The sequence below is a fragment of the Pseudaestuariivita rosea genome (genome assembly GCF_017592335.1).
Lineage (GTDB): Bacteria > Pseudomonadota > Alphaproteobacteria > Rhodobacterales > Rhodobacteraceae > Parasulfitobacter > Parasulfitobacter rosea.
Genome location: NZ_JACNMP010000045.1, coordinates 1 through 18,550, shown reverse-complemented (window position 1 = coordinate 18,550; position 18,550 = coordinate 1). Strand labels below are relative to the sequence as shown.

19 protein-coding genes and 2 pseudogenes are annotated in these 18,550 nt (G+C 57.6%); 2 read left to right on the top strand and 19 right to left on the bottom strand.

The window, feature by feature from the left end:
• Window positions 1–124 precede the first annotated feature (124 nt).
• The 18 genes and pseudogenes from H7848_RS18040 to ccoN form a co-directional block, all read right to left on the bottom strand.
• A pseudogene (locus tag H7848_RS18040) lies at window positions 125–451 on the bottom strand (transposase); the annotation flags it as partial.
• Between the two features lie 475 nt (window positions 452–926).
• Window positions 927–1,949, bottom strand: a complete 1,023-nt coding sequence (locus tag H7848_RS18035; RefSeq protein WP_208354214.1) for an endonuclease/exonuclease/phosphatase family protein — start codon at window positions 1,947–1,949, stop codon at window positions 927–929.
• Window positions 1,946–2,629, bottom strand: coding sequence for a molecular chaperone DjiA (locus H7848_RS18030; RefSeq protein WP_208354211.1), 684 nt, complete (start codon window positions 2,627–2,629; stop codon window positions 1,946–1,948). The genes H7848_RS18035 and H7848_RS18030 overlap by 4 nt, the downstream gene beginning before the upstream one ends.
• A 31-nt stretch (window positions 2,630–2,660) precedes the next feature.
• The gene (locus H7848_RS18025; RefSeq protein ID WP_208354209.1) at window positions 2,661–3,146 is read right to left on the bottom strand and encodes a GNAT family N-acetyltransferase; all 486 of its coding nucleotides are present in this window, start codon (window positions 3,144–3,146) and stop codon (window positions 2,661–2,663) included.
• Window positions 3,143–3,541, bottom strand: coding sequence for a VOC family protein (locus H7848_RS18020; protein WP_208354218.1), 399 nt, complete (start codon window positions 3,539–3,541; stop codon window positions 3,143–3,145). Before H7848_RS18020 ends, H7848_RS18025 begins: the two co-directional genes overlap by 4 nt.
• A 76-nt stretch (window positions 3,542–3,617) precedes the next feature.
• Window positions 3,618–3,944: pseudogene (locus tag H7848_RS18015) on the bottom strand (transposase); the annotation flags it as partial.
• Window positions 3,945–4,419: 475 nt separating this feature from the next.
• Window positions 4,420–5,442, bottom strand: coding sequence for an endonuclease/exonuclease/phosphatase family protein (locus H7848_RS18010; protein WP_208354214.1), 1,023 nt, complete (start codon window positions 5,440–5,442; stop codon window positions 4,420–4,422).
• Window positions 5,439–6,122: a molecular chaperone DjiA gene (locus H7848_RS18005; RefSeq protein WP_208354211.1), complete on the bottom strand. Its 684-nt coding sequence runs from the start codon at window positions 6,120–6,122 to the stop codon at window positions 5,439–5,441. Before H7848_RS18005 ends, H7848_RS18010 begins: the two co-directional genes overlap by 4 nt.
• 31 nt (window positions 6,123–6,153) lie before the next feature.
• The gene (locus H7848_RS18000) at window positions 6,154–6,639 is read right to left on the bottom strand and encodes a GNAT family N-acetyltransferase (RefSeq protein WP_208354209.1); all 486 of its coding nucleotides are present in this window, start codon (window positions 6,637–6,639) and stop codon (window positions 6,154–6,156) included.
• Window positions 6,636–7,244: a VOC family protein gene (locus H7848_RS17995; protein ID WP_208354207.1), complete on the bottom strand. Its 609-nt coding sequence runs from the start codon at window positions 7,242–7,244 to the stop codon at window positions 6,636–6,638. The genes H7848_RS18000 and H7848_RS17995 overlap by 4 nt, the downstream gene beginning before the upstream one ends.
• 69 nt (window positions 7,245–7,313) lie before the next feature.
• Window positions 7,314–7,472: a cbb3-type cytochrome oxidase assembly protein CcoS gene (ccoS, locus tag H7848_RS17990; RefSeq protein WP_208354205.1), complete on the bottom strand. Its 159-nt coding sequence runs from the start codon at window positions 7,470–7,472 to the stop codon at window positions 7,314–7,316.
• 3 nt (window positions 7,473–7,475) lie between these two features.
• The gene (locus H7848_RS17985) at window positions 7,476–9,650 is read right to left on the bottom strand and encodes a heavy metal translocating P-type ATPase (protein ID WP_208354204.1); all 2,175 of its coding nucleotides are present in this window, start codon (window positions 9,648–9,650) and stop codon (window positions 7,476–7,478) included.
• A gap of 3 nt (window positions 9,651–9,653) precedes the next feature.
• The gene (locus H7848_RS17980; RefSeq protein WP_208354203.1) at window positions 9,654–10,127 is read right to left on the bottom strand and encodes a FixH family protein; all 474 of its coding nucleotides are present in this window, start codon (window positions 10,125–10,127) and stop codon (window positions 9,654–9,656) included.
• The gene (gene ccoG / locus H7848_RS17975) at window positions 10,124–11,554 is read right to left on the bottom strand and encodes a cytochrome c oxidase accessory protein CcoG (protein WP_237072839.1); all 1,431 of its coding nucleotides are present in this window, start codon (window positions 11,552–11,554) and stop codon (window positions 10,124–10,126) included. Before ccoG ends, H7848_RS17980 begins: the two co-directional genes overlap by 4 nt.
• A 659-nt stretch (window positions 11,555–12,213) precedes the next feature.
• Entirely contained in the window at window positions 12,214–13,071 is an 858-nt protein-coding gene (ccoP, locus tag H7848_RS17970; protein WP_208354199.1) for a cytochrome-c oxidase, cbb3-type subunit III, read from the bottom strand.
• Window positions 13,068–13,286, bottom strand: a complete 219-nt coding sequence (locus tag H7848_RS17965; protein ID WP_208354197.1) for a cbb3-type cytochrome oxidase subunit 3 — start codon at window positions 13,284–13,286, stop codon at window positions 13,068–13,070. Before H7848_RS17965 ends, ccoP begins: the two co-directional genes overlap by 4 nt.
• A gap of 9 nt (window positions 13,287–13,295) precedes the next feature.
• Window positions 13,296–14,021, bottom strand: coding sequence for a cytochrome-c oxidase, cbb3-type subunit II (gene ccoO / locus H7848_RS17960; protein WP_208354195.1), 726 nt, complete (start codon window positions 14,019–14,021; stop codon window positions 13,296–13,298).
• A 15-nt stretch (window positions 14,022–14,036) separates the two neighbouring features.
• Window positions 14,037–15,635 (bottom strand): cytochrome-c oxidase, cbb3-type subunit I, encoded by a 1,599-nt coding sequence (gene ccoN / locus H7848_RS17955; protein ID WP_208354193.1) that lies wholly within the window; start codon window positions 15,633–15,635, stop codon window positions 14,037–14,039.
• A 199-nt stretch (window positions 15,636–15,834) separates the two neighbouring features.
• Between ccoN and H7848_RS17950 the strand changes: the two genes are divergently transcribed.
• Window positions 15,835–16,674: a universal stress protein gene (locus H7848_RS17950; RefSeq protein WP_208354191.1), complete on the top strand. Its 840-nt coding sequence runs from the start codon at window positions 15,835–15,837 to the stop codon at window positions 16,672–16,674.
• 89 nt (window positions 16,675–16,763) lie between these two features.
• Window positions 16,764–17,759: a GNAT family N-acetyltransferase gene (locus H7848_RS17945; protein WP_208354189.1), complete on the top strand. Its 996-nt coding sequence runs from the start codon at window positions 16,764–16,766 to the stop codon at window positions 17,757–17,759.
• A gap of 278 nt (window positions 17,760–18,037) precedes the next feature.
• Here the strand turns inward: H7848_RS17945 and H7848_RS17940 are convergent, their stop codons facing one another.
• Window positions 18,038–18,367: a hypothetical protein gene (locus H7848_RS17940; protein ID WP_208354187.1), complete on the bottom strand. Its 330-nt coding sequence runs from the start codon at window positions 18,365–18,367 to the stop codon at window positions 18,038–18,040.
• Between the last annotated feature and the right edge of the window lie 183 nt (window positions 18,368–18,550).

Here is an 18,550-nt window from a genome sequence, read left to right as displayed (position 1 = left end):
TCTCCCGAAGGTCCATCGAAAGTGCCTTACCCACTGCTCGCCCTCCATCTTGTGGTCGGCGACAGTGAATCAGCAAAATAAGCCTATGTGAATCCCCCTTGATTCAGGTCGATTTCATCACGCTCTAGACCCCATTTTCAGTACCACTGATTTGGCATTTGTCTGATAAGGTTTCAGGCGCTGGTGGTCGCATTCCGAGCGCATAATGTGGCCGGATTTGGTTGTATTGTCTGAGCGAGACATTGATGGCGACCTGTGCTTGTTTCATGGAGTGAAACCATTCGGCGTTGAGAACTTCTCGGCGTAGTGTTCCGTTGAAACGCTCGTTGTAGCCGTTCTCCCAAGGGCTGCCTGGGTAGATTTGCATCGGTTGGATACCGACCCGTTCCAGCCACTCTTGAAGCTGCGATGCGATGAACTCAGGGCCGTTGTCCGAGCGTATGTACTCCGGCTTAAGCGACTGCAGCGCCTCCTCTTCGCTATAGGACTGACCGGACCCACCGCCTTCCGCTCAACAGAACCAAAGCCATCTTTCTTCTATGACGGCCTTGTTTTGATAAACGCGCCCGACGTTCAGCGAACCGCTTACAAAGAACATAACTCAAGCGTCTTTTGGTTGCGGGCATGACCGCCCGACTGAACCAGATGAAGATCAATCCTGACCGCGTCGATCCCTGGGCAATGTTCTTGCGAGAGCGCAAATCTCCGCGCGTAATGGTTTGTCAGAGTATTTATCGTGTACCAGCAGAAAATTGCGATTATGGTTATGACCACCACTGATACTGATGTGACGACGACAAAATTCTGGCGTCTCGTATCCTTTATCATAGCAGTATTCTGTCCCGCTGATTCAGCCTTATCTGGGTTAATCAAAAGAAACAAAGGCACGAAATTGTGTCTTAAAACACCTACTTCATCGCCACAGATCACAGATCGATATCAAGTGTGACGGGGAAGTGGTCGGAGGCAATGATCAGGGCGTCGCGGAGTTCGGGGGTGGTGTAGCAGACCTGATCATCGAAGGGGTGCCAGATGCGCCAGTTTTGTGCCTTGGGGCGCAGGGGGCGGCTGATCATGATGTAATCCAGCAGCGCCTCAAGATAGCGTTTCTGCTCGGCCAGATAGAACCGTGCGGTGGTCGGGCGGGCTGCGATGCGTTGTGACAGGGCCTGCCGGGCATGGGGGTCAAACAGCGCGCCCTCGCCTTCGCCCAGCACAATTTCGACGCCCGAGCGGCCGAACAGTTCTTCGAAACTGTCCAAGCCCGGCCCATCATTCAGATCACCCAAAACAATCAGTGGATTGTCGGCCGCGATATGTTCGTCGATCCGATGTCTGATCCAGATGCATTGCGCCAGTTGCTTGCGGCGGTTGGCGATGGCCAGTCGCGTCACATCGGCGGCGTTGCGGGCACCATTCGGGGCCTTGGATTTTGTGTGCACGCCGATCATGCGAAAGGCAAAACCGTCTTTCGTCGTGACGGCCAGCTCAAGCGGCGGTTTTGAAAAGCTGATCTTTTCAGGCATGTCATCGATGTTCAGGTCGATCCGAAAGACCCCGTCAAAGCGCGGCGCATCTTCGGACCCTTTCTTGCCGGTTTCCGTACCCCAGGGATCATGGCGCGCAGTCAGTTTTTCGGGGTCATAAAGCAGCGCGATTTCCTGCTGTGTGTCGTTCTGAAACCCGATCAGCGCCTTGCGCGCGCGCAGCCCCATGGCCGCGGCAAAACTTTCCAAAGCAACCTCACCCGACCGTTTGCGGCTGCTGTCCGGCGCTTCGATCACCATGATGGCATCGGCATCAAGTGCGGTGAAAACAATGCCAAGTGCCTCGATCTGTTGCATGCGGGTGACGTTCTGACGGCCTGACCATTCGCCATCCGGCAAAAGCTGGCCTGCGTCATCAAACAGAGTGTTGAACCATTCAACGTTATAGGTTGCGATCCTCACGCGGCGTCCCGTTCGGTGATCTGTTCCCAGGCGCGGTTGATGGCAACCATGCGTTTTTCAGCCAGTTTGATCGCCTCTTCCGGGACACCGCGGGCGATCATCTGATCAGGGTGCGTGTCGCGCACCATCTGCCGCCAGACCTTGCGGATATCAGCCATCGGCATGTCGGGCGACACCCCCAGAACATCATAGGGGTCACGTTCTGCATCGGGCACGAACCGTGCCCTGAGACGCGTAAAGTTGCTGTCCTGCATTTCAAAAATCTCGGCAACGCGATACAGGAAATTATCTTCATTCGGGTGGTATTGCCCATCTGCCATGGCGATGTGAAACAGGCCTTCCAGCAGATCACCAAGGGCCGCCTTGTCATCGCCGAACATATTCTTGATCTTGCGGGCATAATCCTCGAACCCTGCCACATCCTGCCGGGCGAGGTTAAAGACGCGGGCCGCATTGGCCTCTTCCGCTTGAGGGATGCTGAAAACCTCGCGAAAGGCTGTGACTTCATCGCGGGTGACCAGGCCGTCAGCCTTGGCCATTTTAGCGCCCAGGGCGATGACCGCGATAGCAAAGGCCACCGTTTTTTCGGGCGGTGTGCGCAGCTTGTCGAACACGGCCGCCAACCCCTCGCCCGAGGTCAGCGCAGACAGCGCGTCTCCTATCCTGCTCCAAAGTGACATGGGCGCACCTTATCCTGTCAGGGCCATGGGATTACAGTATTTTCTGCATCAAGATCAGGTCCATCCAGCGTTTGTATTTATACCCCACCTCGGGCAGCCGGGCGATTTCGCGATACCCGAGGGCCGCGTGAAAACCCACGCCGCCCGCGTTTTCACCACTGATCCCCGCAATCATCGAATGCATGCCAGTGGCGCGCGCGTGCCCTTCGGCCGTGGCCATCAAAGCCCGGCCAATGCCGCGCCCGCGGGCCTGATCCGTCAGGTGGATTGTATGTTCCATCGTGTGGCGATACCCGGGACCGTTTCGAAAAGGTGCGTAGGTGACAAAGCCCAAAACGTCGCCCTTTTCCAGGAACACAAAAAACCCGTGGCCCTTTTCGCGTTTCAGATAGATATCTGCGCTGATGGCGCGGGCGGTCTTTTCTTCGGTTGTGAAGGTCATGGCGGTGTGGCGAATGATGTCATTCCAGATCGCCGCGATGGCTGGCGCGTCATTGCGTTCGGCAGATCGGATCATCCCAGATATCGCACGCCGCTTGGGGTCTGAAACGCCGCCTGCACACGCTTTTCCGGCCCTTGGTTTACAGAAACCAGATCCTCAAGCCCGCAGGCCGCCAAGGCCAGTTGCAGATTTTCTGCATCAGGATGAGTGATATAAAACTGGATCAGACGGCACCCCACGTCTGTCAGTTGGTTGCACGGGTGCAGATCGCCATACCACTGGATAATCGCAGGAAACGCACCATCAAAAGGCAGCCTGCCGTTATCGGGCACAGCCATCTGCCAGCGCAGATCACCACGGGCAAAGTTGATCGGTTCGCCAGTGCCGGGCGGGACGTGGTGCAGGGTGTTGTCCAAGTCCTCGGTCTGGACGGCCCAGTTGGTCAGACGCGTGGCGCCTGCGCCCTCCATCTTGTGGTCGGCGACAGTGAATCAGCAAAATAAGCCTATGTGAATCCCCCTTGATTCAGGTCGATTTCATCACGCTCTAGACCCCATTTTCAGTACCACTGATTTGGCATTTGTCTGATAAGGTTTCAGGCGCTGGTGGTCGCATTCCGAGCGCATAATGTGGCCGGATTTGGTTGTATTGTCTGAGCGAGACATTGATGGCGACCTGTGCTTGTTTCATGGAGTGAAACCATTCGGCGTTGAGAACTTCTCGGCGTAGTGTTCCGTTGAAACGCTCGTTGTAGCCGTTCTCCCAAGGGCTGCCTGGGTAGATTTGCATCGGTTGGATACCGACCCGTTCCAGCCACTCTTGAAGCTGCGATGCGATGAACTCAGGGCCGTTGTCCGAGCGTATGTACTCCGGCTTAAGCGACTGCAGCGCCTCCTCTTCGCTATAGGACTGACCGGACCCACCGCCTTCCGCTCAACAGAACCAAAGCCATCTTTCTTCTATGACGGCCTTGTTTTGATAAACGCGCCCGACGTTCAGCGAACCGCTTACAAAGAACATAACTCAAGCGTCTTTTGGTTGCGGGCATGACCGCCCGACTGAACCAGATGAAGATCAATCCTGACCGCGTCGATCCCTGGGCAATGTTCTTGCGAGAGCGCAAATCTCCGCGCGTAATGGTTTGTCAGAGTATTTATCGTGTACCAGCAGAAAATTGCGATTATGGTTATGACCACCACTGATACTGATGTGACGACGACAAAATTCTGGCGTCTCGTATCCTTTATCATAGCAGTATTCTGTCCCGCTGATTCAGCCTTATCTGGGTTAATCAAAAGAAACAAAGGCACGAAATTGTGTCTTAAAACACCTACTTCATCGCCACAGATCACAGATCGATATCAAGTGTGACGGGGAAGTGGTCGGAGGCAATGATCAGGGCGTCGCGGAGTTCGGGGGTGGTGTAGCAGACCTGATCATCGAAGGGGTGCCAGATGCGCCAGTTTTGTGCCTTGGGGCGCAGGGGGCGGCTGATCATGATGTAATCCAGCAGCGCCTCAAGATAGCGTTTCTGCTCGGCCAGATAGAACCGTGCGGTGGTCGGGCGGGCTGCGATGCGTTGTGACAGGGCCTGCCGGGCATGGGGGTCAAACAGCGCGCCCTCGCCTTCGCCCAGCACAATTTCGACGCCCGAGCGGCCGAACAGTTCTTCGAAACTGTCCAAGCCCGGCCCATCATTCAGATCACCCAAAACAATCAGTGGATTGTCGGCCGCGATATGTTCGTCGATCCGATGTCTGATCCAGATGCATTGCGCCAGTTGCTTGCGGCGGTTGGCGATGGCCAGTCGCGTCACATCGGCGGCGTTGCGGGCACCATTCGGGGCCTTGGATTTTGTGTGCACGCCGATCATGCGAAAGGCAAAACCGTCTTTCGTCGTGACGGCCAGCTCAAGCGGCGGTTTTGAAAAGCTGATCTTTTCAGGCATGTCATCGATGTTCAGGTCGATCCGAAAGACCCCGTCAAAGCGCGGCGCATCTTCGGACCCTTTCTTGCCGGTTTCCGTACCCCAGGGATCATGGCGCGCAGTCAGTTTTTCGGGGTCATAAAGCAGCGCGATTTCCTGCTGTGTGTCGTTCTGAAACCCGATCAGCGCCTTGCGCGCGCGCAGCCCCATGGCCGCGGCAAAACTTTCCAAAGCAACCTCACCCGACCGTTTGCGGCTGCTGTCCGGCGCTTCGATCACCATGATGGCATCGGCATCAAGTGCGGTGAAAACAATGCCAAGTGCCTCGATCTGTTGCATGCGGGTGACGTTCTGACGGCCTGACCATTCGCCATCCGGCAAAAGCTGGCCTGCGTCATCAAACAGAGTGTTGAACCATTCAACGTTATAGGTTGCGATCCTCACGCGGCGTCCCGTTCGGTGATCTGTTCCCAGGCGCGGTTGATGGCAACCATGCGTTTTTCAGCCAGTTTGATCGCCTCTTCCGGGACACCGCGGGCGATCATCTGATCAGGGTGCGTGTCGCGCACCATCTGCCGCCAGACCTTGCGGATATCAGCCATCGGCATGTCGGGCGACACCCCCAGAACATCATAGGGGTCACGTTCTGCATCGGGCACGAACCGTGCCCTGAGACGCGTAAAGTTGCTGTCCTGCATTTCAAAAATCTCGGCAACGCGATACAGGAAATTATCTTCATTCGGGTGGTATTGCCCATCTGCCATGGCGATGTGAAACAGGCCTTCCAGCAGATCACCAAGGGCCGCCTTGTCATCGCCGAACATATTCTTGATCTTGCGGGCATAATCCTCGAACCCTGCCACATCCTGCCGGGCGAGGTTAAAGACGCGGGCCGCATTGGCCTCTTCCGCTTGAGGGATGCTGAAAACCTCGCGAAAGGCTGTGACTTCATCGCGGGTGACCAGGCCGTCAGCCTTGGCCATTTTAGCGCCCAGGGCGATGACCGCGATAGCAAAGGCCACCGTTTTTTCGGGCGGTGTGCGCAGCTTGTCGAACACGGCCGCCAACCCCTCGCCCGAGGTCAGCGCAGACAGCGCGTCTCCTATCCTGCTCCAAAGTGACATGGGCGCACCTTATCCTGTCAGGGCCATGGGATTACAGTATTTTCTGCATCAAGATCAGGTCCATCCAGCGTTTGTATTTATACCCCACCTCGGGCAGCCGGGCGATTTCGCGATACCCGAGGGCCGCGTGAAAACCCACGCCGCCCGCGTTTTCACCACTGATCCCCGCAATCATCGAATGCATGCCAGTGGCGCGCGCGTGCCCTTCGGCCGTGGCCATCAAAGCCCGGCCAATGCCGCGCCCGCGGGCCTGATCCGTCAGGTGGATTGTATGTTCCATCGTGTGGCGATACCCGGGACCGTTTCGAAAAGGTGCGTAGGTGACAAAGCCCAAAACGTCGCCCTTTTCCAGGAACACAAAAAACCCGTGGCCCTTTTCGCGTTTCAGATAGATATCTGCGCTGATGGCGCGGGCGGTCTTTTCTTCGGTTGTGAAGGTCATGGCGGTGTGGCGAATGATGTCATTCCAGATCGCCGCGATGGCTGGCGCGTCATTGCGTTCGGCAGATCGGATCATCCCAGATATCGCACGCCGCTTGGGGTCTGAAACGCCGCCTGCACACGCTTTTCCGGCCCTTGGTTTACAGAAACCAGATCCTCAAGCCCGCAGGCCGCCAAGGCCAGTTGCAGATTTTCTGCATCAGGATGAGTGATATAAAACTGGATCAGACGGCACCCCACGTCTGTCAGTTGGTTGCACGGGTGCAGATCGCCATACCACTGGATAATCGCAGGAAACGCACCATCAAAAGGCAGCCTGCCGTTATCGGGCACAGCCATCTGCCAGCGCAGATCACCACGGGCAAAGTTGATCGGTTCGCCAGTGCCGGGCGGGACGTGGTGCAGGGTGTTGTCCAAGTCCTCGGTCTGGACGGCCCAGTTGGTCAGACGCGTGGCGCCTGCAAAGCGATCAAGATCATACCAGCGCGGGCGATGCGGCGGCACGGCTTCGGGGTCAATGGCAATCACTTCCAGATACGCCGGCCCCAGCCCAAGCAGCCGATTATGTGTGCCCATCAGATCGTGCCGACCGCCGGGTTGCAGTTTTACACCCAGGGCCTCCTCAACCTGCGCAGCGCCGTCCTCCAACGTCGTGGCGCTGACCACAAGATGGTCCAACATACACTCCCCCACCGTTAACCACCCCGCTCGCACTGTTTCAGCAGGGCCGTTAATTGGCAAGATGCGGGTTCACGGTTTCGGCTGATCATCCCATTCATCGCTTAAAATGCGCTGAGAATTGCCGTCGGGGTCGTCATACTGGTTCGACCGCATGGTATAGACAAAGGCCAACAGACCGATGCACCCCAAAAACAGCGAGGCCGGGATCAGATAGATCAGCACGTCCATGGGTTACCTCAGTCGCAGTGCGTTCAGCGACACTGTAATGGATGAAAGTGACATCGCCAAGGCCGCCGCCAGCGGTGTGGCCAGACCCGCAATCGCGATGGGCACGGCGATGACGTTATAGACCGTTGCGATCCGGAAGTTTTCCGAAATACGGCGAGTGGATTTGCGGGCGGTCGTCAAGGCTTCGGGGATGGGCGCCAGCGTTTTACCAAGCAGCACGATGTCGGATGCCACACGCGCTGCGTCCAGAGCCGAGGCGGGCGACATCGACACGTCCGCCGCCGCCAGCGCCGCCGTGTCGTTCAGCCCGTCGCCCACCATCAGGACCTTGGCGCCCTTGTCGGTCAGCGCGGCGATGCGGGCGGCTTTGTCACCCGGCAGCGCCTCGGCCACCCACTGCGTGATGCCCAGACGTTCGGCCAGGCCTTCCACCGCCGGGGTCGTGTCGCCGGACATCAGGATCACCTGTTTGCCGTCCTTGATCAGTGCGCGCACCGTGTCTTCAGCCCCATCGCGCAGGCGGTCGGCAAAGGTGAAACAGGCGGGATCATTGCCATCGATATGCAGATAGGTTGACGTCATCTGGCCAGCCTTGGCCCCTACCCAACTGGCACGGCCCAGACGCACTTTACGGTCCTTCAACAGACCTTCGATGCCATAACCGGGCACCTCGGTCAGGTCAGTCAGGTCGGCTGGTTTGATCCGCGCGTCGCGGGCGGCCAATGCCAGGGCGGTGGCCAGCGGGTGCGAGGATGCCTCGGCCAAGGCCAGCGCGACCTGCAGATCGCGGCGGCTGTGGTCACCCAGATTGGTCAGTTCCGGCGTGCCTTGCGTCAGCGTGCCGGTCTTGTCGAAGACAACCGTGTCGACCTGCGCCAAACGTTCCAGCGCTGTGCCATCCTTGATCAGCATGCCCCGCCGGAACAGCCGACCCGAGGCCGCCGTGGTGACCGCAGGCACCGCCAGCCCCAGCGCACAGGGGCAGGTTATGATCAGAACTGCCGCCGCGATGTTCAGCGATGTGCGCAGGTCGAAGGTGTAAAGATACCAGCCCGCAAAGCTAAGCGCCGACAGGATGTGCACCCCCGGCGCATAAAGCTTCGCGGCACTATCGGCCAGCGGAGTATAGCGCGCACGACCACTTTCGGCCACGGCCACCAGATCGGCCATGCGATGCAGCGATGTGTCCTCACCCACGGCCGTCGCGCGGATGGTCAGGGGGCCGGTCAGGTTGACCTCGCCCGCGCTGACGGCGGTGTCGGGGCCTGCGAACAGGGGCACCGTTTCGCCGGTCAGCAGGGACCGGTCGACCTCGGACGTGCCTTGTGTGACGACGCCATCGACCGGCATCCGCCCGCCGGGACGGACCAGAATATGATCGCCCACGCGCAGTTCGGCCACGCGCACCTCAACCTCGGCCCCGTCGTCCAACCGGATCGCGCGGGGCACTTCCAGGGCGGCCAGTTCCTCGGCCGCGGATTTGGCGATGGCGCGCGTACGGTGGTCCAGATACCGCCCGGCCAGCAGGAAGAACGTCAGCGTCAGCGCCGCGTCGAAATAGGCGTGGTGGCCCGAATTCGCCGTTTCATAAAGCGACGTAACCAGCGCCAGAATGATCGCCAGAGTGATCGGCACATCCATGTTCAGCGCGCGCACCTTCAGCGCGGACCAGGCGTTGATAAAGAAAGGCTGCGCGGAAAAGGCGATGGTCGGCAAGGCAATCACGGCCGAAATCCAGTGGAACATATCCCGCGTCACGCCCTCGGCCCCCGACCAGACGGCGACGGACAGCAGCATGACGTTCATCGAGGCAAAGCCCGCCACTGCCAGCCGCATCAGCAGGGCGCGCCCCGCCTTGTCGGTTTCGGTAGCGGCGATAGTGTCTGCGTCCAACTCGTGCGCCTCAAACCCTGCACCGGCCAGTGTGCCGACCAGCGCATCGGCGGTGACAGCCACATCGGCCTCAACACTGACCCGTTTCAACGTCAGGTTCACCCGCGCCTCATGCACACCGGGGTGTTCGTTCAACGCCTTCTCAACCTTGGAAATACAGCCGGAACAATGGATCGTCGGCAGTGACAGCATGATCCGCGCGTCCTTCACGACCTCAGGGGCCTCGGGCACGCCGATGGCGCATCCGGGACAAGCAGCAGCCGAGGGTCGAAGCGCAGCGGTCATGTGTCAGCTTTCCACATGCAGGATCACACGCTGCGTGAATTCGGTGCCATCAGGCGCAATCGCTTTCATACGGATGTTCCAGTTGCCCGGCCCCAGATCAACAGGCGCGGTGAAGACGCCGTTGCGGTTCACGAAATCGGGCGTCATGTCATCCTTGACGTGGGTGGCCCGACCAAGCGTGGCATCCAGCGCGGCCACACGAACTGGCTGCCCGTTTTCATCGGTGATGCTCAGCGCCAGGATGCCGGCCTCGACCGTGGCATCGACGGTCCAACCAAGCGCCAGTTGTGCCTCGCGTCGTTCGTCAAAGGACTGGCTGGCGACATAGGAGTTCTTGGTTTCAACCCCCGGAAAGGTCGCCACCGCGCTATATGCCAGCGTCAGGTTCGCCGCGATGATGATCGCAAAGGCAATGACAATAATGATCAGGACGCTCTCTCCAGTCAGTTTCGGCTCAGATGTGGATTTGTCGGTCATTGCGTTCCCCTTCCGGTAAAATTTGTATCGCGATAGGCGCGGTCGGTGCTGGCCAGATCTTCGACCCACAGCCGCAAGTCAGTGCTGGCCCCTGTGGCGGCGGGGCTGCCTGGCCGGGCCGAGACATAGACCCGCTGCAACGTCGTGCTGTCGGGGGGCACTGTGATCACCAGTCGGTCGGTCCCTTCCAGCTGAATGCGCATCACCTCGTCCGAGGTCAGCGACATGCGGAATTCCCGCGCCTCGCCATGTTTGTTGCGCAGACGTACGTCATAGATGTTGCGGATCGTGCCATCGGACAGCATGACAAAGGTCGGATTGCGCACAGGGCTGACCGTCATATCAATTTCCTGCCGCAGGAAAAGTGCCACAATCAGACCCACGCCGACCAAAGACCAAAGCGTGGTGTAAAGAATGGTGCGAGGCCGCAAGACATGCTTCCAGATGGGCCTGGGCAGCGCGCCTGCCCGTTCCGCCTCTTCATCCGCAAGCGATAGATAGTCGATCAGACCGCGTGGCTTGCCGATCCGCTCCATAACGTCATCACAGGCGTCAATACAGAGCGCGCAGGTGATGCATTCCAGCTGCTGCCCATCGCGGATGTCGATGCCCATGGGGCAGACGTTGACGCAGGCCATGCAGTCGATGCAATCGCCCAGTTCCTCGGCCCCGTCGGCCTTGCGATGCTTGCCGCGCGGTTCACCCCGCCATTCGCGATAACCGACGGTGATGGTTTCCTCATCCATCATCGCGGCCTGAATGCGGGGCCAGGGGCACATATAGATGCAGACCTGTTCGCGCATCAGCCCGCCAAAGACAAAGGTCGTGGCGGTCAGGATCGCAACGGTCGTATAGGCCACCGGGTGGGCGTTCAGCGTGAACAGATCCACCAACAGCGTGGGCGCGTCAGCAAAGTAAAACACCCAGGCGCCGCCCGTGGCGACAGCGATCAGAATCCAAACGATGAACTTCGTGATCCTCAGCCGCCATTTACGGAAATCCCACTTGGCGCGCCACAGGCGGACACGGGCGTTCCTGTCGCCTTCGATCCAGCGTTCGACCAGAATAAACAGATCCGTCCACACCGTCTGCGGGCAGGTATAGCCGCACCACACCCGCCCAAGCGCCGAGGTGAACAGAAACAACCCAAGCCCCGCCATGATCAGAAGGCCCGCGATGAAGTAGAATTCATGCGGCCAGATCTCGATCATGAAGAAGAAAAACCGGCGGTTGGCCAGATCAACCAGCACCGCCTGATCGGGCAGGTTCGGGCCGCGATCCCAACGGATCCAGGGGGTCAGATAATAGATGCCAAGGGTCACCGCCATGATGACCCATTTCAGATTGCGAAATCTGCCCGACACACGGCGTGGAAAAATAGGCTCGCGCGCGGCATATAGCTGTGGCGTCTCTCCGCTGGCTGACAAAATGGAATCCTTCCGGCTACAGTGTTCAGTGTAGTGACAGAAGAGTTTTGCCGGAACCTTGACGCAGATCAAAACAGTCATTTTGACGCGCTATCTTATGCAGGGGGTATTCATTCGATCTTCAGATGAAACGCCCTTTGCCCCGCGGCACCTATTGGTGGCAGGGTTTTGGGGTCCGTGATCTGAAGAAAGGTGGCGCCACCGTCTTGAAAGGTTGGTCTGCCAGAAAGGGGTGCCAAACCCCCACCCTATGTCTCATGCATGATTTTTCAGGCGGCTCGCACGGCGGGTCGTTAATCCGCAGCGCAAGTTCTGGAAAACCATTTCCTTTGTCCGACGTCGTGGGATGGGGTTTTAGGCGAGAGATGCTAACGCCTGCTTATAGCTGCGTACGGTGGGATTTGAGTATTTGGGGGAACAATAAAGAGCATTCCGTTTTTTATTGTTCGATAAAGTACTCCGGGGAGCGCCGAAGGCGCGGGGGCAGAGCCCCACATCGCACGAAGTGCCAGAGTGAACACCGTCTCGGAAACGCTCCAGTGGAGCGTTTCAGGTGTGAACGGGCAGAGCACTTGCGCGCGCCAGCGCGCACCGTTTGATAAAAAACCCCGCTTGGAAAGCGGGGCCAGTGGACCTGAAGTTGCCTTCAGAGAGAGAGATCATTCACCGCCGCCAAGCGAGTGGACATAAAGCGAAACAGCGCGCAGTTCGGCCTCGCTCAGGCGGTTGTTCCAAGGCGGCATCACGCCGAACCGGCTATAGGTGATGGTTTCACGCAGTGTCTCGGCATCGCCGCCATAAAGCCAGATCGCATCGGCCAGGTTGGGGGCACCCTGGAAGATGTCGCCCATACCGTTATCGCCGTGGCAGGACGCGCAGTTGTCCAGATAGACCTGTTCACCTGCGGCCACCATTGACGCATCTTCGGGCTCGCCCGACAGGGACATCACATAGTTGACCGCCTGTTCAATCTCTTGCCCGTCCAAAATCTCGCCAAAGGCGGGCATTTCGGAATAGCGGCTATCAAGGTCATCGTTGCGGATGCCGTGGGCGATGGTCAGATAAATGTTTTCCAGATCACCGCCCCAAAGCCAGTCATCATCCAGCAGGTTGGGATAGCCCACAGCCCCCGCAGCGCCCGATCCGTGACACTGAGAACAATAGGTGCGGAACACCGCGGCCCCACCGTTTACCGCAAAGCTCATCAGCTCAGGGTCGGCAGAGACCTGCGTCAGTTCGGTGCTGGCCAGTTCGGCTGTGATTTCAGCATTGGCTTCTTCAACAGCAGCGATCTGCTCGACCACCTCGGCCCGTGTGGAATAACCCAGCAAGCCCGGTGTCGCCTCGCGGATCAGGGGCCATGCGGGGAAAGCGATGGTATAGGCCACCCCCCAGATGATCGTGGCATAGAACGTCCACAGCCACCAGCGCGGCATGGGGTTGTCGTATTCCTCGATCCCGTCCCAGCTGTGACCTGTTGTCGGGATATCGTGTTCTTCTTCTGGTTTTTTGCTCATTTCCACGCCTCCTTGATTATCGCGTCAGAACTGTCGTCGCAGTCCTCATCGCAGGCGGGTTTGTCTTCATGCCGGAACGGGATGTTGGCTGTATCTTCATAGATTTTCGTTGATCCGGGGCGAAACGCCCAGAATGCAATCCCTATGAAAAAGCAGAACAGAAACAGCAACATCCAGCTGTCGGCAAATTCGCGCAGGATAGAATAGGTCTCCATCATCCGCTCCTATCGGCTTGCATCTGGCGTGAAGGTCGAAAAATCGACCAGCGTGCCCAGCATCTGCAGATACGCAATCAGCGCGTCGGTTTCAGATATACCGGGCTGCCCGTCGAAATTGCGGACCTGAGCACCGGGATAGCGGGCCAGCATATCGTCGAAATCACCGTCAGGGTCGACCTGAACACGGAAATCGGCGACCGCGTTTTCGATCATCTCATCCGTATAGGGCACGCCGACCATGCGGTGTGTTGCCATCAGATCCTGGATATATTCGCCATCCAGCATGCGGTTTTCCAGATAGCCATACTTGGGCATGATGCTTTCCGGCACGACCGATTGTGGGTCACGCAGGTGCACCAGATGCCAGTCATCGGAATACCGCCCACCGACGCGCGCCAGATCAGGCCCGGTGCGTTTGGACCCCCACTGGAAAGGGTGGTCATACATCGACTCGGCGGCCAGTGAATAGTGCCCGTAGCGTTCGACCTCGTCCCGCATGGGGCGGATCATCTGGCTGTGGCAGACATAGCAGCCTTCGCGGATGTAGACCTCACGCCCCGCCAGTTCCAGCGGGGAATAGGGGCGCATACCATCCACTTCCTCGATCGTGTTTTCCAGGTAGAACAGCGGCGTGATCTGCACCAGACCCCCGATGGCCACAACCAGAAAGCTGAAGACCAGCAGAAGCGTCGCGTTGGTTTCAAGTTTTTTGTGATGATCAAGAATTGCCATGCTCCGGCCTCCTTTTTATTCAGCCGGGACCATCGACGGGGCTTCCTGCTTGGCAGGGGCCCGGCGGATGGTCATCCACAGGTTATAACACATGATCACGGATCCAGCGAGGTAGAGTATCCCACCCAGACCACGGACCACATACATCGGGAACTTCGCGGCGACTGTGTCAGCGAAGGAATTCACAAGGAAACCGTTCGCATCAACCTCGCGCCACATCAGGCCCTCCATAATACCGGTGACCCACATCGCGGCGGCGTAAAGAACGATGCCGATGGTGGCCAGCCAGAAGTGCCAGTTGACCAGTGACAGGCTGTAAAGCCGTTCGCGGTTCCACAGGCGGGGCACCAGGAAGTAAAGCGCGCCGAAGGTGATCATGCCGTTCCAGCCCAAGGCACCGGAATGTACGTGGCCGATCGTCCAGTCGGTGTAGTGCGACAGAGAGTTGACCGCGCGGATCGACATCATCGGCCCTTCAAAGGTCGACATGCCGTAGAAGCCAATAGACACCACCATCATGCGGATGATCGGATCGGTGCGCAGCTTGTCCCAGGCACCTGACAGGGTCATCAGACCGTTGATCATGCCGCCCCAGCTTGGCATCCAAAGGATGATTGAAAACACCATACCCAGGGTCGAGGCCCAGTCAGGTAGTGCTGTGTAATGCAGGTGGTGTGGACCGGCCCAGATATACAGAAAGATCAGCGCCCAGAAGTGGATGATCGACAGTTTATAGCTGTAGACCGGGCGTTCGGCCTGTTTCGGCACGAAATAGTACATCATGCCCAGGAACCCGGCCGTCAGGAAGAAGCCCACAGCGTTGTGGCCATACCACCATTGCACCATCGCATCCTGCACACCTGCAAACAGTTGCACGGACCGCGATCCGAAAATCGACACAGGCACCGACAGGTTGTTGATCACATGCAGCATCGCCACAGTGACGATAAAGCTAAGCAGGAACCAGTTGGCCACATAGATATGCTTTTCCTTGCGGTTCATGATCGTGCCCAGGAAAACGCCCAGATAGACCACCCAGACGATGGTCAGCCACAGGTCCACGTACCACTCGGGTTCAGCGTATTCTTTCGACTGCGTCGCGCCCAGTAAGTACCCCGTCGCCGCCAGTACGATGAACAGGTTATAGCCCCAGAACACGAACCAGGCAGCATTGCCGCCCCAAAGACGAGCCGCGCTTGTGCGCTGGACAATATAAAGCGAGGACGCGATCAACGCATTGCCACCAAAGGCAAAAATCACCGCACTGGTGTGCAGCGGTCTAAGACGCCCAAAGTTGGCATAGCCTTGTGCCCATTCAAAATTCAGCGCCGGAAACGCCAATTGAAAAGCGATGAATGTGCCGGCCAGAAAACCGACAACGCCCCAGAATGCCGTTGCAATCACGCCCGCACGGATCGGTCCATCCATGTAACCTGTGGGTATGACTGGCTTGGGCTCGTCGATCCCGCGCAGCGTCCACAGGAACAGACCGGCCGAGACAAGCATAAGAATGATTGCATGCACCTGGTAGGCAAAATCACGTGCATAACTGGCCGCAATCGCACAAAACAGCGCGAAAACGCCAAGTATGACCAACTTGATATAGTCCCACATGGATGCGTCCTTTTTGTTCCCTTCCCGAATGCGTCCTGGAAACGCACCACGGGCTTTTTGCAGTGTGGGTGTTCTGCACAGGCCTTTGTCCAGCCGCCTTGATCTGGGTCAAGTTTTCGCAAAGCCGCGTTTGATCATCGTCAAAGAAAGCGCGTCAAATTGTCTGTATTCTGACCCCAATGCAAAACGGAGGCACGCGATGTCTATGAAAACGATTCTGACCGTTCTGACCAATGAAACCCAGACCGATACCTGTCTGGACCATGCAATTAACCTGACCCGCGCTGAGGATGCGCATCTGGATGTGCTGGCCCTTGGCGTCGATCCGACGCAGGTGGGGTATTATTATTCCGGGGCCAATGCGCTGATCCATCAGTTTTCGCTGGAACAGGCGACCGAGACGGCGAATGCTGTGACGGCCGCTGCGCAAAAACGGCTTGAGGGCGCCGATCTGCGATTTGGTCTGGAAACGGCGGCGACGCAACTGGCCAGCATGTCGCCTTTGGTGGCCGAACGCGCGCGGTTTTCCGATCTAGTGGTTCTGGAAAAGCCCTATGGCAAGGATTGCGGGGCCGAGATGGAGGCGCTGGTGGAAATCGCCCTGTTCGAAGGGCAGGCGCCAGTGCTGATCATTCCACCGTCGGTCAAGGCACCGGCCTTTCCGAAAAAGATCGTCATCGGCTGGAACGAAAGCCGCGAAAGCCTGGTGGCCGTGCGTCGCGCCCTGCCTTTCCTGAAACAGGCCGATCAGGTCTATGTCACCATCGTCGATCCGCCCCGCCACGGCGCGAACCGCTCCGATCCCGGCGGTCTGCTGTCACAGTATCTGGTGCGCCACGGTGTATCGGTTGAGGTCTGTGTGATCGCCAAGACCCTGCCCCGCGTGTCCGACCAGTTACAACGTCACGCCCAGGATATCGGGGCCGAAATGCTGGTGATGGGCGCCTATGGGCATTCGCGGTTCCGTGAAGCCATTCTGGGCGGCGCCACCCGCAACACGCTTGAGGCATCGGATATCCCCGTCTTCATGGCGCATTGACATCCGTTGGGGGCGGCTCCGACACCCCGCCCCTTTCAATACACTGAATCCGCGCATAGATGAAAAGGGCCACAGAAAGGTCCTGTCCGATGTCGCCTTCAATTCGCCCTGCCCGCCCGGAAGATATTCCTGACATGACGGGTCTTTTGCTGAAGGACGCGCAGCAACGTCAAGATCAGAACCCTGCGTTCTGGCCTGTTGCCGATGATGCCGCACTTCGCATCGAAACGGCACTGAAAACCGTACTGAAGTCCGATAAGGCGCCTTTTGGACAAAAGTGGCTGGTTGCCGAAGCCGCAGGCGGCATCTGCGGACTGGCCCACGTGCTGCATATCCCCGTTCCACCGATCTATGCCGGTGATCACGGTGCGCCCGGCCTGATGATGGAAGACTGCTGCCTGACCGATAACGCACCACCTGAAACCGGCGCAACGCTGATCGCCGCGGCCGAAGACGCCATGCGAACGGACGGCGCGCAAATCCTGTTGGCGCAGGTTGCCGAAGGCAGCCGATGGCAAACCCATTATGCTGCGGCAGGTTATGTGCCACTGACACTTTATCTGTCAAAGACCGGTTTTGCGGATCGGACGGCGCCAGACATGATCAGACCTGCGGGCAAGGATGATATCCCGCGCCTTGTCGAACAAAGCGCCCGTCACCGCGCCGTACTTGAGCAGATCAACATATTCTGGAAACGCCACCCCGAGGCCGACGCGCGCTTTGACGCATGGATGCACAAAAGTCTGACCCTGACCGACCGCGACATGCTGGTCGCCGGGCCAGCCGATGATATTCGCGGGTATGCGATTGCGCAGCCGGCTTCGCCCCTGCACTTCCCGCCAGCCCATGATCTGAACCAGATCGGTGTAATCGATGATTTCTTTCACGCGAACTTTGCCGAAATCACGACCCTGTCGGCCTCGGGCGCCGAGGCCACCGATCTGCTACGCCAGGCCGAAGCCGCCTTCGCCCGCAGGGATATGCAGACCGCAATGATCGTCTGCCCCGCACACTGGCCATCGAAAATTTCACTGCTGAAGGCCAATGGGTATGACACAGCGATCCAGTGGTTGATCAAACGTTAGGATCAATCGAAATTCAGGTTCCACGGTTTCAATCGGTGTGATTCATAAAAAACCAGATCAAGCAGTTTACAATACGCTTTATAGGTAACTGCAAAACGCCAACCGAGTAATCAGTGCTGTCTTAAACCCTTAAACTTGTTCTATTATTCGGGTGTCAGGCTTGGTTGAAAAAGGGGTCGGAAACAGCATTGATATCGTGATGAAGACGCGCAGAGACTGCCAAGTGTCGTGCAATGCAATTATCTCTTTTGGACTTTGGGACATTTGTCCGTTTTGCATTAATGCAGCTCTCTCAAACGTTTCGAAAATGCGGTGAACTTTGCTAATGGCTCTAGATCCTGCTGCAAGCATATCTCCAATAGTCGACCATCCGGATCATCTTCTTCAAAATGCGAGCCGTAGAATAGACCCCAAGTTACGAGTTGTTCCAACTGTTGTTTTTGCCGTAACCCATATTCATGCATTCGATACATGGTTTTAAGGACAGCTTCACGATAGGTTTCATTGTCAGTTTCAAATGAAAAGCTGTGCTTTAGTTTCTCAAGAAGCACATTTGCGCGGCTTAGGAAAGTCAGCTCTGGGAATATGCGCTTGTCATCGTCATCCATCCTATAAATGCCAGTTGGTCTGTCCTTGACTATCTGAGTCAAATGCAAATGGTATGCTTCAGTCTTATTCGTTATGATCACCGAAATCGCTTGTTCAGCGTTCGATATGCTTAGGAAGCGTTTTGTAAATCGGTGCACTTTCGTAAGGTACGAGACTGCAATTCTCGGATCATAGAATCTCAG

Coding starts and splice junctions, on each gene's coding strand:
- H7848_RS18030 (WP_208354211.1), bottom strand. CDS start 2,629: ATGTCACTTTGGAGCAGGATAGGAGACGCGCTGTCTGCGCTGACCTCG.
- H7848_RS18025 (WP_208354209.1), bottom strand. CDS start 3,146: ATGATCCGATCTGCCGAACGCAATGACGCGCCAGCCATCGCGGCGATC.
- H7848_RS18020 (WP_208354218.1), bottom strand. CDS start 3,541: ATGGAGGGCGCAGGCGCCACGCGTCTGACCAACTGGGCCGTCCAGACC.
- H7848_RS18005 (WP_208354211.1), bottom strand. CDS start 6,122: ATGTCACTTTGGAGCAGGATAGGAGACGCGCTGTCTGCGCTGACCTCG.
- H7848_RS18000 (WP_208354209.1), bottom strand. CDS start 6,639: ATGATCCGATCTGCCGAACGCAATGACGCGCCAGCCATCGCGGCGATC.
- H7848_RS17995 (WP_208354207.1), bottom strand. CDS start 7,244: ATGTTGGACCATCTTGTGGTCAGCGCCACGACGTTGGAGGACGGCGCT.
- ccoS (WP_208354205.1), bottom strand. CDS start 7,472: ATGGACGTGCTGATCTATCTGATCCCGGCCTCGCTGTTTTTGGGGTGC.
- H7848_RS17985 (WP_208354204.1), bottom strand. CDS start 9,650: ATGACCGCTGCGCTTCGACCCTCGGCTGCTGCTTGTCCCGGATGCGCC.
- H7848_RS17980 (WP_208354203.1), bottom strand. CDS start 10,127: ATGACCGACAAATCCACATCTGAGCCGAAACTGACTGGAGAGAGCGTC.
- ccoP (WP_208354199.1), bottom strand. CDS start 13,071: ATGAGCAAAAAACCAGAAGAAGAACACGATATCCCGACAACAGGTCAC.
- H7848_RS17965 (WP_208354197.1), bottom strand. CDS start 13,286: ATGGAGACCTATTCTATCCTGCGCGAATTTGCCGACAGCTGGATGTTG.
- ccoO (WP_208354195.1), bottom strand. CDS start 14,021: ATGGCAATTCTTGATCATCACAAAAAACTTGAAACCAACGCGACGCTT.
- ccoN (WP_208354193.1), bottom strand. CDS start 15,635: ATGTGGGACTATATCAAGTTGGTCATACTTGGCGTTTTCGCGCTGTTT.
- H7848_RS17950 (WP_208354191.1), top strand. CDS start 15,835: ATGTCTATGAAAACGATTCTGACCGTTCTGACCAATGAAACCCAGACC.
- H7848_RS17945 (WP_208354189.1), top strand. CDS start 16,764: ATGTCGCCTTCAATTCGCCCTGCCCGCCCGGAAGATATTCCTGACATG.
- H7848_RS17940 (WP_208354187.1), bottom strand. CDS start 18,367: ATGGATGACGATGACAAGCGCATATTCCCAGAGCTGACTTTCCTAAGC.